The following is a 13154-nucleotide window of genomic DNA, read 5'->3' as shown; positions in this document are numbered from 1 at the left end:
GGCGTATAGCCCACCACCCCCACCGGCCGCCGCGCTCGATCCGGTCACCACCCTCGGCACCCCGGTACGAGACGGCAAGTTCGAGTTCGTGGTCGAATCGTTCGAGTCCGGCCTGAGCAGTGTGGGCGACAACCCGTTCCTGACCGAGGAAGCCACCGGCCAGTTCGTCACCGTCACCATGACCGTGATGAACACGCACACGGCCGCGCAGTTCTTCTCCCCGGACGATCAGGTGCTCCTGGACGCTACGGGCCGGGAGTTCTCCCCGGACCCCACTGCCGCGCTGAACTTCGACTCGCAGCTCGGCGCCTGGGGTGAGGAGCTGAACCCCGGGAACACGGCGACGGTCACGCTGATCTACGACATTCCGGTGGACGCCACGCCTACGGGTATCGAGCTCCACGATTCGATGTTCTCCGGCGGCACGGTGGTGCAGCTCCGATGAGCGAAGAGATCACCATGCCCAACACCTATTACCTGTGCTGCCACAATCCGGTCTGGCTCGACGTGCTGCGCGTGCCCGACCCGCTGCGCGTGCACACCTTCGAGCAGGCGCAGGAGAACCGCTGGGCGGTACAGCTAGAGCAGCTCGGCGAGCTGGGCGCCGATGTCCTCGGGGGCGACGGTCGGTTCGAACCGGGTGACGACCGTACCGGCGGGGTCGACGAGGAATTTGGTGAAGTTCCACTTGACCTCGTCGGTGCCGATGGCCTCGGGTCGGGTCGTGCGGACGTGCTCGAACAGGAAACCGTGATCGGGCCCGAAGTCGCCGGGTGCGGCGCTGCGCAGGTACCGGTACAGCGGGTCCGCGTCGTCGCCGTTGACCTCGACCTTGCCGTAGACCGGGAACGTCACGTCGTAGGTCAGACTGCAGAATTCCTGGATCTCCGCGTCGGTGCCCGGTTCCTGCTCCCCGAACTGGTTGCAGGGGAACCCGATGATCTGCAGTCCCTTGCCGGCGGTCGCGCGGTGCAGCGCTTCGAGGCCTTCGTACTGCGGCGTCAGACCGCACTTGCTGGCGACATTGACGATGAGCAGATACGAACCGGCGTACTCACCGAGCGAGACGGCGTCTCCTTCGGGGGTACGAACGGTGAAGTCGTGCACGGTCATGCGGTCTCCTGGCGGATGTGATGCTGCGAGTCGGAAAGCAGGGCGGGCGGAAGAAAGATCGGTGTCGAACAAGAGATCGGGGTCGAACAAGATCGGTGTCACAGCAAAGCTACGACACCCTGATCCTCTCGCCGCTGTGTCCGATGTCACGGCGGGATCCCGGTCGCTGCCGTATCCCGGTCAGGGCAGCGTGCGGCGAAACCGCGCCGGACTGCCCATATACAGCGAATCGGCGGCGCAGTCGCGCGTGACGAGAGAATTGGCGCCCACCACGACCCCGGGACCGATGGTCACTCCCGGCAGGATCACCGTGCCCGAGCCGATCCACGAGCCGTCACGGATGGTCACCGCTTCCCCGGTCAGGGTGGAGGCCCGCTGCTCGGAGCCCCCGGTCAGGTGGCTGCTCGTCAGCACCCGCACATGATCGCCGAGGAACACCCGACACCCGACGGTGATGTCGGCGACCGTGTCGAAGTAACACCCGACGTTGACGAAGGTGCCCGCACCGAGAGACAGCCGGCCCAACCCCTGCACGACCACGTTCCGGCTGATCGCACACGGTGCGGCGGCCTCGACACCGGCTGCGAGCAGCCATCGGCCGCGCCGGGTCTCGGGGACCAGCGGACTGTTCGCGAGCGCGACGGCAACCGCCTGGGAGTAGTAGGTGTGCCGCATCGGTCCCCCGTTGCCGTCGGTTACTGCGTGTCGGTAGTTCCGGTGTCGGTAGTTCCGGTGTCGGGATCGAGGGAACACGCCAGCCCCACCGTCCCGGTGCGGCCGCGGCGCAGCACACTGGCCCCCACGGTGAGCCGGCCGAGCAGGCCGTACTTCCGGGCGATCACCGACCGCGCATGGGCGGTCTGCTCGGCGTCGAGGATCACGCCGGTACCGGGGACCGCTGTCGACTTCGCGTTGCCACGCGCGTCGCACACCGCCAAGGTCAGCCGCGGGTCGCGCCGCAGCCGGCGCACCTTGTAGGCATCCGCCGCCGTCCACACCAGTAGGCGGTCGCCGTCGGGTGCCGCCCACACCGCGGTGCCCACCGGGGTTCCGTCCTTCCGGAAGGTGGTGAGCAGGATGTACTTGGCCTCGGAGAGCTCTGCGAACGAGGGGCGCTCGGAGCGAGTGTCGGACATGGCCGACACCCTACGGTCTTTTCCCGGCCCGGACGTGCATCGACACCGGACGGGCCGCCGCGGAAGATGTGGTCGGCGACCGCACGACGATCTAGCCTGGTGGCATGTCCGACGCCGAGGTCGAAGTCCACTTGTCCGGTGGCGTGGTCACCGCAGCGCAGTTGCGTGCGCTCGCGGAACTCGCCGAGTCGCACGGCGGCGGCGAACTGCACCTGACCGAGCGGGCGCAGATTCTGCTGCGCGGCGACCCCGAACCGATCGTCTCGCGGCTCGCCGCGATCGGACTCACCGTCGACGCGCCGACCCGGCCCCGCGTCCTCGCCTCACCGCTGAGTGGACGCCTCGACGGGCACCGTGACATCCGTCCGCTCGTCCGAGCCGTCGCGGCGCGACTACACGCGTCCCCCGACCACGCCGCCCGGATCTACGGCATCGACGACGGCACCGGTGACATCGTCGCGCTGGCCCCGCACGTCGCGGTCCTCGCGCGACCCGACGGGCGAATGGCGTTGGTGCGCGACGGCATCGACACCGGCTTGCGCATCGACCCGGACACCGCCGCCGAGATCCTGCTTGCCGGGACTCCGCCCTCCGGGGAGCCCGATGCGGCGGAACCGTTGCCGTCGCCGCCGCCGGCTCCGATCGGGTGGCTCGACCAGACCGACGGCGCGGTCACGCTCGCCGGCGGTCTCCCCGGCGGGGTGCTGCCGGCGCGGCTCGCCGAGTTCCTTGCCGCGGTGGAACGGCCGGTCGTGATCACCCCGTGGCGATCGGTGTTGCTGTGCGACCTGGACGAGTGGACCGCCGAGCAGGTGGTGCGGGTGCTCGCACCGATGGGGCTGGTGTTCGACGCCCGGTCCCCGCAACTGGACTGACCGCGCCGGAATTGCCCGGTCGATCCTCCGGAACCGGTCCGCCGACGCTCCTCGCCGCCTACCGTGAAACGGGTGACCCGCGCCGACAGTCCTTCCGGGCCCCGCGACCCCGATGACGACACCTACGACGTGATCGTGCTCGGAGGTGGGCCCGGCGGCGAGAACGCCGCGCAGTATGCCGTCGCCGGAAGCGACCGCACCGTCGCCCTTGTCGAACACGAACTCGTCGGTGGGGAATGCTCGTACTGGGCGTGTATGCCCTCCAAGGCGCTGCTGCGCCCCGCCCAGGTGCTCGCGACGGCGCGGCACGTGGCAGGTGTGGGCGACAAGGTCAGCGCACACGGCGTCGATGTGCCCGCCGTCCTTGCCCGCCGCGACGGCTTCACCAGTCACCGGGACGACAGCGGGCAGGTGGAGTGGGCCCGCTCCGCGGGCATCGATGTGGTGCGCGGGCGCGGCTGCCTCGCGGGGGAACGCACCGTCACCGTCACCGACGCCCACCCCGATCAGCCCCGCACCCTCCGTGCCCGGCATGCGGTGGTGCTGGCTACCGGCACCGTCGCCGCGATTCCCGACACGACCGGCCTGCGTGCGGCGTTGCCGTGGACCTCGCGCGACGCCACCAATCTGCTGGAGATCCCCCGCCGTGTGCTTGTGGTCGGCGGTGGCGTCGTCGCGTGCGAAGCCGCCACCTGGTTGCGGCAACTCGGCGTCGAGGAGTTGACGATGGTGGTGCGCGGATCGCGCCTGCTGCCCCGCGTCGAGCCGTTCGCGGCCGACATGGTCTCAGAGGCGCTGCGGGCCCACGGCGTCACGGTGCGTCATCACGCGGCGGTGAAGCAGGTCACCCGGCCCGACGTGCGGGAAACCGGCATCGGCCGGATCCATGGTGGCACGGTCACCGTCGACCTCGACGACGGCAGCACTCTCGACGTCGACGAGATCGTGGTGGCGACGGGCCGTCGCGCCACGCCGGCGGCGCTCGGGCTCGACACGGTCGGTCTGTCCGCCGACGCGGCCGTCACCGTCGACGACCATCTCACCGTCGAGGGCGTGGACGGCGACTGGCTCTACGCCGTGGGCGACGTCGCCGGTCGTGCCGCACTGACCCACATGGGCAAATATCAGTCGCGGGTGTGCGGCGACGTGATCGCCGCCCGGGCCGAGGGTCGCCCCCTCGGTGGGCCCCGCTACCGGGCGAGCGCCGACCATCACCAGGTTCCCCAGGTGATCTTCACCGACCCGGAGATCGCTGCGGTGGGGCGCACCGCCGAGCAGGCCCGCGCCGACGGCTTCGACGTGGAGGTGCTCGAAGCGGACATCGACGTGGCCGGCGCCGCGTTGTCGCGCGACGACTTCACCGGCCACGCCGCGCTGGTCGTGGACCGTGCCACCGACACCCTCGTCGGGGCCACCTTCGTCGGCACCGACGTGAGCGAACTCGTCCATGCCGCCACCGTCGCCCTCGTCGGGCACGTCACCCTCGACACGCTCTGGCATGCGGTGCCGTCCTACCCGACGGTCAGCGAAGTGTGGTTGCGGCTGCTCGAATCCCGCCGGGCCTGAAACACGCTCGATCGCAACAATATTCGCAAGGGCTGAGGTGTCGGCCCGGTCGTCGCATCCGGGCCGTTTACCGTCGCTGTCCGCGGGTAGACGTCCCGGCAGAGAAGCGTCACGCAGCAATCCTGCACGACACCTCGAGTGAGGAGGCGACCGTGATCGACATCAGCAGGGCCGTCGGCAACGCCGGTCAGGCGGTGAGCGGCCTGGTCCGCCGCGCCGCCGATCGGCCCGTCGACGCCGGACGACCGCAGACCGTCACCGTGGCTGCGCCCCGCGCGCAGGTCATGCAGTTCTGGCGGGATCCCGACAATCTGACCCGGCTGTTCGGCGACCGCGTCCGGGTGGAGACAGCGGAGGCGAACCGCCTGCGGTGGCACTGGGACACCGGCGGAGATCCCGTGACCTGGGACACCCGCGTCGACGTCACCGAGGAAGGACTCGCCTTCATCGGTGAGGACGACGCCGACGCGCCGGGTCCGCGTCTGGTGCTGGCCGTGGCCGATGCCCCTCGTGGGCGCGGCACCGAGATGACCCTGCGTGCCGACACCCCGGCACCCGACCTGGTGACGGGAGCGCTGACCTTCACCGCGCTGTACCGGGCCCGGGCACTGATGCAGACCGGGGAGATGCCCACACTCCACGGAAGTCCGAGCGCACGCGGCACGGAAGGAGACCGATGATGAAGGCCCTGTGCTGGATGGGTGTCAACGACCTGTCCGTCGAAACAGTCGACGACCCGGGGTTGGTCAACCCGCACGATGTGATCGTGCGGGTGCGCCTGACCACCACCTGCGGTTCCGACCTGCATTTCCTCGGTGGGTACCTGCCCGGCATGCGGGAAGGCGACGTCATCGGCCACGAGTTCATGGGCGAGATCGTCGAGACCGGCCCCGAGGTGACGTCGGTGCGGGTCGGTGACCGCGTCGTCGTGCCGTCGTTCATCGGGTGCGGCAGTTGCCCGTACTGCGAGGACGGGATGCACGCGGTGTGCGACACCACCAACCCGAACGCCGCGATGCAGCAACCTGTCCTCGGCTACCCCACCGGCGGGATTTACGGCTACACCCATCCGTTCGGCGGCTACCAGGGTTCCCACGCCGAGTACATCCGAGTGCCCTTCGGCGACGTGAACTGTTTTCCGGTGCCCGACGGTGTGAGCGACGAACAGGCCCTGTTCCTGTCCGACGCGGTGCCCACCGGCTATATGGGCGCCGACTTCTGCGACATCTCGCCGGGCGACACCGTCGCGGTGTGGGGTGCGGGAGCGGTCGGGCTCATGGCCGCCGCGAGCGCGAAGATCATGGGCGCCGAACGCGTGATCGTGCTCGACAGGTTCCGCGACCGCCTCGATCTCGCCGAGCAGAAGGTCGGCGCCGAAACGGTCGACTACACCGTCGCCGACAGCGTCTACGAAACGTTGCGTGAGCGCACCGGCGGTCGCGGGCCGGATGCGTGCATCGACGCGGTGGGCATGGAAGGGCACGGTACCGGCGTCGGCCAGGTCTACGACAAGGTGAAGCAGGCACTGCGCATGGAGTCCGACCGCGCGACTTCGCTGCGGGAGGCGATCCTGGCGTGCCGCAAGGGCGGTGTGGTCTCCGTCCTCGGCATCTACGGGCTGACCGACAAGTTCCCGATGGCCGCGCTGACCAACAAGAGCCTCACTCTCCGCACGTCGCAGCAGCACGGCCAGCGCTACATGCCGCAGTTGTTCGAGCACGTGACGGAGGGCCGGCTCGACCCGAGTTGGCTCATGACCCACGACCTTCCGCTCAGCGAATCGGTGCGCGGCTACGAGATGTTCAAGAACAAGGAGGACAACTGCCTGCGGTCGGTGTTCCGCCCGTGAGCTGATACGAGCGGCGTCGTACCCGGTCGTGTGTGACGGCCCCTCGCTCGGCCGTGTGGCAGGTATCGGCTAGGCACGGGATGTGCCCTCGACCTCGGTGGACATGGCGTTGGTCGACAGGGTGTGCAGGATGCCCGGTAGCTGCTCCACGGTGGCGGGGGGTAAGTCGCGAACCGTTTCCTCCGCGAGGGTGACCCACAACTCCCGGATCTGCTCGACAAGCGCCGTGCCGCTGTCGGTCAGCGCCACGAGGGTGGCGCGTTTGTCGCCCGGATCGGGGGTGCGCCGGATGTAGCCGGCGGCCTCCAGCTTCCGGCTCATCAGGGTGACACTGGGCGGTTCGCAACCCAGCGCCTCGCTGAGCTGCGCCTGGATCATCGGGCCGGTCCGGTCGAGTTCGAGCAGCACGGCTTCTTGGCCCGTGTGCAGGCCGAGTGGGGCCAGCAACTGCGCCGCCCGGGCTCGGTGGCGCAGGCTCAGCAGGCGAATTGCCTGATTGAGGGCTTCGGCGTACTCGCGATCCATCACCACACTCCTTGACAACCCGGTTCGTTATGCGCATAAGATTATGCGCATAACCATCCTGCAACTCTACACAGGATCGAGCAGTGGACATGACGGTGAAGGTTGCGAGTACCCGTGCCGACAGCGCGATCGGGCCGAACAGCCGCTCGGCCCGGCTCGTTCTGGCGCTGGCGTGCGCGTGCCAGTTCATGGTCGTGCTCGACGTCTCGATCGTGAACGTCGCGCTACCGGCGGTGCAGCGGGACCTCGGGTTCAGCGACACCGGACTCGTCTGGGTGGTGAACGGCTACGTCCTGGCATTCGCCGGATTCATGCTCCTGGGCGGGCGCGCAGCCGACCTGCTCGGTCACCGCCGCGTGCTGGTGTCCGGTCTCGCCCTGTTCTCCCTGGCCAGCCTGGTCGCGGGCCTGGCGACCACCGCGGAGGTACTGGTCGCCGCCCGCATCGCGCAGGGTCTTGGTGGCGCACTGCTGGCCCCGGCCACCCTCGCCGTGATCAACACCTGCTTCTCGGAGGGCCCACAGCGCGCCCGGGCCTTCGGAACATGGTCGGCGTCCGGCGGCGTCGGCGGCATGGTCGGTGCGGTTGCCGGCGGTGTGCTGACGACCGGGTTGTCCTGGCGGTGGGTGTTCCTGATCAACGTACCGATCGGAGTGGTACTGATCGCGATCGCGATGACGTCGCTGACCTCGCAGCCCCGTCGCCGCGAACCGCTGGATCTCGCCGGTGCGATCACCGGTACGGCCGGGCTCGCGGCACTGATCTACGGCGTCATGCAGACCGCCGACCATGCGTGGGGATCGGCCCAGGTGCTCGTCCCCGTCCTGGCCGGCATTCTGCTGCTGCCGATCTTCCTGGTGGTGGAGAAGCGGTTCGCGGCGACACCGATGATGCCGCTGCGACTGTTCGGCAACCGCAGCGTGGCGGTCGGCAACGCGATGTTGTTTCTGTTCGGTGGCGTCGCCATCGCGATGTGGTTCTTCACCTCGCTCTTCATGCAGAACGTGCAGGGCTACAGTGCGCTCGACGCCGGACTCGGGCAGACACCCGCCGCGGTCGTATTCGTGGTGGTCGCACGGTTCGCCGTCGGCCGGCTGCCGAAAACCGGCGTGCGCCTACCGGTCTCGGTGGGGTGCGCGTGCTTCGTCGCCGGGTTCGGCTGGCTCTCGCAGGCAGGTGTCGACAGCGCCTACATGGCGAGCGTCCTGGGCCCGACTCTGCTCGTCGCGATCGGCATCGGTCTGGTCTTCCCGACGTTGATGGCGTCGGCGACCGCCGGCGTCGAGCCACGCGACGTCGGCATCGCCGGTGGTCTGGCCAATGCGGCCGGCCAGGTCGGCGGTTCGGTGGCACTGGCGGTGTTCGCGACGGCGGCCGCCGCCCGCGCCGCCTCACACAGCAGCGGCAGTTCCTCACCCGAGGCTCTTGCCTCCGGGTACGAACTGGTCTTCGCCCTGGCGGTCGGCGTCGCGCTGGCGATCGCGTCGGTCGGCGTGCTGTTGCCCGGGCGGCAGCGGAACCGACCCGCGACGACCGGAGATATCCCTCGCCGACACGACCAGGCCACACCGCCCATCGCAACGCGCCGGCCCCGACATCACCGCGAAATGTAGAGCCGCTCCATCGGTCTGGTGCCGTCGGACAACGTCCAGTCCGCAGGCCGCCGCTCGAGCAGTGTCCAGCCGGTGCGCTCGTACAGTGCGATCGCCGTCCTGGACTGCTCGATGACGTCGAGCATCAGGACGCCCCGCTCGCGCGCCTTGTCCAGCAGACGTTCGCCGACGTGCGATCGCCTGGCGTCCGGTCGCACGAACAGCCGGGATACCCACAGTGCGTCCTCGCGCCCGACCAGAGCGAGGTGCCCGACCACCCGCCCCGCCCGCTCTGCGATCCACGCGCTGTCGAGGTCCGCGGGGCTCAGCCACCCGACCGGGTCGTCGGGCGACCGATGCGGGTAGCCGTCGACTGTGTGAACCTCGGACAGCGCCTCGACGCACTGTGCGAGGTCTTCCGGGCGGCGGGGCCGGATATTCACCGGCCGGACGCTACCGCTGTGAATCCCCCGCCGCGAATCACCCGCGAGCGGCGGCCGCGGCCGGGCGCGCCGCGCGGCACCGCCGGGGACGCCGGACCGCGGCACCCGCCGAGTTCGCCGCGGTCGCCGACCGGTACCCGGTCTTCCGGATCCACACCCTCTAACGCGGCAGTCGCCGCCAGATCGCCCGCGGCAGCAGCCGCATCCCGAAGAACACCGGACGCAGCAGGGCGGGCACCCACACCTCGCCGCGACCGCGGCCCAGGGCGCGCACCACCGCGTCGGCGACCTGCGGTGGGGTGCTCGAGAACGGTGCCGGACTCATCCCCTCGGTCATCCGGCCGATCACGAATCCGGGCCGCACCAGCAGCAACGACACTCCGCTGCCGTGCAGCGCGTCCGCCAGCCCGGAGGCGAACCCGTCGAGCCCTGCCTTCGCCGAGCCGTACACGTAGTTCGCGCGGCGCACCCGCACACCTGCCACCGACGAGAACACCACCATCCGTCCCGATCCCTGCGCGCGCAGCAGGCTCGCCAGCCGGGTCAGCAACGCGACCTGTGCCACGTAATCGGTGTGCACGATCGCCGCTGCGTGTGCGGCATCGGTTTCGGCGCGGGTCTGGTCGCCGAGAATCCCGAACGCGAGTACCGCGAGATCGATCGGTCCGTGTGCGGCGACAAGGTCGTCGAGCACCTGCTGGTGGGTGCCGAGCGCGTCGGCGTCGAATTCCGCGGTGTGCACAGCGGCGGCACCGGCGGCCAGCACCGACTCCCGGGGTCCGGCCAGGTCGTCGGCGCGGCGCGCGGCGAGGATCACCGTGCGCCCCGGCGCGAGCCGGCTAGCCACCTCCACTCCGATCTCGCTGCGGCCCCCGAACACGACGACGGTTCCCTGTGCGCTGTTCATTCCGCCAGTGTCGCGGGAAGCGGTCGCGCAGGTGTCGCCGGGTCCCTCGTTCCGCGGCGGCGGCGCCCGGCCCTCTAGGCTTCCGGGCATGGTCCACACCCCCGGCGCGCTCGGCGACCGTGCGCTGCAGTTCCTGTCCGAATACCACCTCGGCACCCTCACCACGCTGCGGTCCGACGGCACCCCGCACGTCGTTGCGGTCGGGTTCACCTGGGATCCCGACGCGCAGGTGGCGCGGGTGATCACCAACGCCGGGTCGCAGAAGGCCCGCAACGCCTCCCGCGGCGGCTACGGCGCGGTGTCGCAGGTCGACGGGGGCCGCTGGCTCACCCTGGAAGGTCCCGCGCGGGTCCGCGACGACGTCGCCGCCGTCGCCGAAGGGGTCGCCCGCTACGCCCGCCGGTACCGGCAGCCGCGGGAGAACCCGACCCGGGTGGTCGTGGAGATCGCCGTGGCCCGCGTGATGGGTTCGGTGCTGGACTGACCGGCGCGCCCGGTCTCAGGCGGGCAGCACCGTCAGGCCGTGCGGCCGCAGGTTCACCGGCTCGCAGCCGTCTGCGGTGACCACCACGATGTCTTCGATGCGTGCCCCCCACTGTCCGCGGAAATAGATGCCCGGTTCGATGCTGAAGGCCATGCCCGGCTCGAGCGTCTCGGTGTTGCCGCCGACGATGTACGGCTCTTCGTGGACCGACAGGCCGATGCCGTGCCCGGTCCGGTGCACGAACACCTCCCCGAGCCCTTCGGCGGCGAGCAGATCGCGCGCGGCGGCGTCGACCGCTTCGGCGGTGACCCCGGGGCGCACCGCGTCGACCGCGGCCTGCTGCGCCGCTTCCAGCACCGCGATGCGGGCGGCGATCGCCGGGTCGGGTTCGCCGATGCTGTAGGTGCGGGTCGAATCGGAGTTGTAGCCGGGCTCGACGGGACCGCCGATGTCGATGACCACGATGTCGCCGGGTTCGATGACCCGATCGGACACCTCGTGGTGCGGGTCGGCGCCGTGCGGGCCCGACCCGACGATCACGAATGCCGCCTCGGTGTGCCCCTCCTCGAGGATCGCGGCGCTGATATCGGCGGCGACCTGCGCTTCGGTGCGACCGGCCCGCAACCACTCCCCCATGCGGGCGTGCACGCGGTCGATGGCGGCGCCGGCGCGGCGCAGCGCGTCGATCTCGTCGGCGTCTTTGAGCATCCGCAACTGCCGGATCACCGGGGTGGCCAGTACCGGGGTGCCGCCGAAGCGCGCGGCGAGCGGCACCAGATGCAGCGCCGGCATCGCCTCGGCGACCGCGACCGCGGACGCACCCGGCAGCAACTCGGAGACCAGCGCATACGGGTCCTGTCCGTCGACCCAGTCGCGGACCGGCACGGCGAGTTCGGCGACGGCCGACTCGTTGAGGGATGCCAGCTCGAGGCGCGGCACCACCACGGTGGCGGCCGACCCGTCGGTGGGGATCACCAGGCAGGTCAGGCGTTCGAACGACTCGGCGCGTGAACCCACCAGGTACCGCAGGTCCGGTCCCGGGGTGATCAGCAACGCGTCGAGCCCGGCGGCGGCCCCCAACTCGGCGGCGCGAGTCAGGCGTGTTCCGTAGCGGGCGGCGGGAAATCGGGAGTCGGCGGTGCTCATGATCCCCAGCGTATCGGTCGCGCACGGATGGCAGGATGTGGTCCGTGACCCCATCCGAGACGTCCCCGCCGCCGACCGCCCCGCAACCGGTGGTGCTGCTGCTCGACGGTGCCAGCCTGTGGTTCCGGGCCTTTCATGCGTTGCCCGAGTCGATGACCGCGCCGGACGGCACGCCCGTCAACGCGGTCCGGGGTTTCGTGGACATGGTCGCGTCGCTGATCCGGCGGCACCGGCCCAGCCGACTGGTGGTGTGCCTGGATCTGGATTGGCGTCCGGCGTTCCGGGTCGCCGCGGTGCCGAGCTACAAGGCGCACCGGGTCGCGGCCGGGTCCGACGGCACCGTCGAAGAGGTCCCGCCCGCGCTGCTTCCGCAGGTCCCGGTGATCCTGGACCTGCTCGCCGCCGCCGGAATCGCGACCGGCGGCGCCGCCGGATTCGAGGCCGACGACGTGCTCGGCACGCTCGCCGCGCAGGAACGCACCGACCCGGTGATCGTGGTCAGTGGTGACCGCGACCTGCTGCAGGTCGTCACCGACACACCGGTGCCGGTGCGGGTGCTGTACGTGGGCCGCGGACTGGCCAAGGCAGAACTGTTCGGTCCCGCCGAGGTCGCCGAGCGCTACGGCGTTCCCGCCGATCGCGCCGGCGTCGCCTACGCCGAACTGGCGGTGCTGCGCGGCGACCCGTCCGACGGGTTGCCCGGCGTCAAGGGCGTCGGCGAGAAGACCGCCTCCGGATTGCTTATGCAGTACGGATCGCTCGCGGCGGTCCGCACGGCGGTCACCGACGAGACGTCCCGGCTCTCGCAGGGCATGCGCGCGAAACTCGCGGCAGCCGCCGACTACCTCGACGCCGCGTTGCCGGTGGTGCAGGTCGCCACCGACGCGCACGTGCAGATGTCGCGGCCCGACGTGTTGCCGCCGGTGCCCGCCCACCCAGACCGGCTCGACGAACTGGCGCGCCGCTGGGGTGTGGAACGGCCGGTGACCTCGCTCGTCGCGGCGCTGCCCCGGGAGGGTCCCGCGGGCGGCCCGGTCAGTTGGGGCGGCTGACCTCGTAGGTGCCCGCGTCGTCGGTGAAGGTCAAGGTCACCGAGCGGTACTGGCCGTCGACGGTGACGGTGCACGCGAAACTGTTGCCCGCCTCGACTTCCTGGCCGGTCGGGCAGGACACGTCGCCGACCTCGGTGGCACCGTACGACTCGGTGAGCACCTTCGCCACGCCCGCTTCGGCGGCTGCCGCATCGAGGGTGGTCTTGGCGCCGAGGGTCGCGACGGCGATCACCGCGCCGATGACGAGGACGAGCGCGACGACGCCACCGATGATCAGCGGCAGTTTCGATTTCTTCGGCGGCGGGGTGGGCTGGCCCCACTGCTGCGCGCCGGCGGGCGGCGGTCCCCACTGTTGTCCGGGCTGCGGCGGCGGGGGCTGCTGGCCCCACTGCTGCGCCCCGCCGGGCGGTGGGCCCCAGCCGGGTGTCGCGGCCGGTCCGGGCTGCGGTGCGCCCCACCCCGGTTG

The 13154-nt window shown here is 70.6% G+C and carries 16 protein-coding genes; 8 read left to right on the top strand and 8 right to left on the bottom strand.

Annotated elements, in window-relative coordinates; all coding sequences use genetic code 11:
* On the top strand, window positions 1–445 hold a 445-nt coding region (locus tag TVH25_RS17895; protein WP_422425043.1), incomplete at its 5' end, for a DUF4352 domain-containing protein.
* 134 nt (window positions 446–579) lie between these two features.
* Here TVH25_RS17895 and TVH25_RS17890 read toward each other — a convergent pair.
* From TVH25_RS17890 to TVH25_RS17880, 3 genes are all read right to left on the bottom strand, one after another.
* On the bottom strand, window positions 580–1113 hold the full coding sequence (locus tag TVH25_RS17890) for a glutathione peroxidase (RefSeq protein WP_422425041.1): 534 nt from the start codon (window positions 1111–1113) through the stop codon (window positions 580–582).
* Window positions 1114–1293: 180 nt separating this feature from the next.
* Complete coding sequence (locus TVH25_RS17885; RefSeq protein ID WP_296549538.1) at window positions 1294–1788, bottom strand: acyltransferase; 495 nt, start codon at window positions 1786–1788, stop codon at window positions 1294–1296.
* A 20-nt stretch (window positions 1789–1808) separates the two neighbouring features.
* Window positions 1809–2249 carry a PPOX class F420-dependent oxidoreductase gene (locus TVH25_RS17880; protein ID WP_422425039.1) on the bottom strand — a complete coding sequence of 147 codons (441 nt, stop codon included), beginning with the start codon at window positions 2247–2249 and terminating at the stop codon, window positions 1809–1811.
* Between the two features lie 104 nt (window positions 2250–2353).
* Here TVH25_RS17880 and TVH25_RS17875 point away from each other — a divergent pair, with 104 nt between their 5' ends.
* The 4 genes from TVH25_RS17875 to TVH25_RS17860 all read left to right on the top strand — a co-directional run bounded on the left by TVH25_RS17875 (window position 2354) and on the right by TVH25_RS17860 (window position 6539).
* A complete protein-coding gene (locus TVH25_RS17875; RefSeq protein WP_422425037.1) occupies window positions 2354–3124 on the top strand; it encodes a precorrin-3B synthase in 771 nt (256 codons plus the stop codon).
* A gap of 72 nt (window positions 3125–3196) precedes the next feature.
* On the top strand, window positions 3197–4690 hold the full coding sequence (locus TVH25_RS17870; RefSeq protein WP_422425036.1) for a dihydrolipoyl dehydrogenase family protein: 1494 nt from the start codon (window positions 3197–3199) through the stop codon (window positions 4688–4690).
* A gap of 152 nt (window positions 4691–4842) precedes the next feature.
* Window positions 4843–5370 carry an SRPBCC family protein gene (locus TVH25_RS17865; protein ID WP_422425034.1) on the top strand — a complete coding sequence of 176 codons (528 nt, stop codon included), beginning with the start codon at window positions 4843–4845 and terminating at the stop codon, window positions 5368–5370.
* Window positions 5370–6539 (top strand): zinc-dependent alcohol dehydrogenase, encoded by a 1170-nt coding sequence (locus tag TVH25_RS17860; protein WP_169622376.1) that lies wholly within the window; start codon window positions 5370–5372, stop codon window positions 6537–6539. Before TVH25_RS17865 ends, TVH25_RS17860 begins: the two co-directional genes overlap by 1 nt.
* A 69-nt stretch (window positions 6540–6608) precedes the next feature.
* Here TVH25_RS17860 and TVH25_RS17855 read toward each other — a convergent pair whose 3' ends face one another.
* Window positions 6609–7064: a MarR family winged helix-turn-helix transcriptional regulator gene (locus tag TVH25_RS17855; RefSeq protein ID WP_296549370.1), complete on the bottom strand. Its 456-nt coding sequence runs from the start codon at window positions 7062–7064 to the stop codon at window positions 6609–6611.
* A gap of 89 nt (window positions 7065–7153) precedes the next feature.
* Here TVH25_RS17855 and TVH25_RS17850 point away from each other — a divergent pair, with 89 nt between their 5' ends.
* Window positions 7154–8677 (top strand): MFS transporter, encoded by a 1524-nt coding sequence (locus TVH25_RS17850; protein ID WP_422425031.1) that lies wholly within the window; start codon window positions 7154–7156, stop codon window positions 8675–8677.
* Here TVH25_RS17850 and TVH25_RS17845 read toward each other — a convergent pair.
* Together TVH25_RS17845 and TVH25_RS17840 are read right to left on the bottom strand one after the other, a co-directional pair.
* A complete protein-coding gene (locus TVH25_RS17845; RefSeq protein WP_422425029.1) occupies window positions 8662–9099 on the bottom strand; it encodes a GNAT family N-acetyltransferase in 438 nt (145 codons plus the stop codon). The two genes, TVH25_RS17850 and TVH25_RS17845, sit on opposite strands and share 16 nt — an antisense overlap.
* A gap of 160 nt (window positions 9100–9259) precedes the next feature.
* Window positions 9260–10006, bottom strand: a complete 747-nt coding sequence (locus TVH25_RS17840; protein ID WP_296549367.1) for an SDR family NAD(P)-dependent oxidoreductase — start codon at window positions 10004–10006, stop codon at window positions 9260–9262.
* An 88-nt stretch (window positions 10007–10094) separates the two neighbouring features.
* On the opposite strand from TVH25_RS17840, the gene TVH25_RS17835 reads away from it, so the two are divergent.
* Entirely contained in the window at window positions 10095–10490 is a 396-nt protein-coding gene (locus TVH25_RS17835) for a TIGR03618 family F420-dependent PPOX class oxidoreductase (protein ID WP_296549366.1), read from the top strand.
* A gap of 15 nt (window positions 10491–10505) precedes the next feature.
* On the opposite strand, the gene TVH25_RS17830 is transcribed toward TVH25_RS17835, so the two are convergent.
* Window positions 10506–11636 carry a M24 family metallopeptidase gene (locus TVH25_RS17830; protein WP_169622286.1) on the bottom strand — a complete coding sequence of 377 codons (1131 nt, stop codon included), beginning with the start codon at window positions 11634–11636 and terminating at the stop codon, window positions 10506–10508.
* 35 nt (window positions 11637–11671) lie between these two features.
* Between TVH25_RS17830 and TVH25_RS17825 the strand changes: the two genes are divergently transcribed.
* Window positions 11672–12688, top strand: coding sequence for a 5'-3' exonuclease (locus TVH25_RS17825; RefSeq protein WP_422425027.1), 1017 nt, complete (start codon window positions 11672–11674; stop codon window positions 12686–12688).
* Here the strand turns inward: TVH25_RS17825 and TVH25_RS17820 are convergent.
* Window positions 12672–13154 (bottom strand): DUF4333 domain-containing protein (locus TVH25_RS17820; protein WP_422425025.1); only part of this gene is annotated, 483 nt, incomplete at its 5' end. The genes TVH25_RS17825 and TVH25_RS17820 overlap by 17 nt on opposite strands.

This window comes from Rhodococcus sp. 7Tela_A2 (assembly GCF_049311045.1).
Taxonomy (GTDB): Bacteria; Actinomycetota; Actinomycetes; order Mycobacteriales; family Mycobacteriaceae; genus Rhodococcus.
Note: the sequence above shows the minus strand (reverse complement) of the source record. Positions and strands in the feature narration are given on the sequence as shown.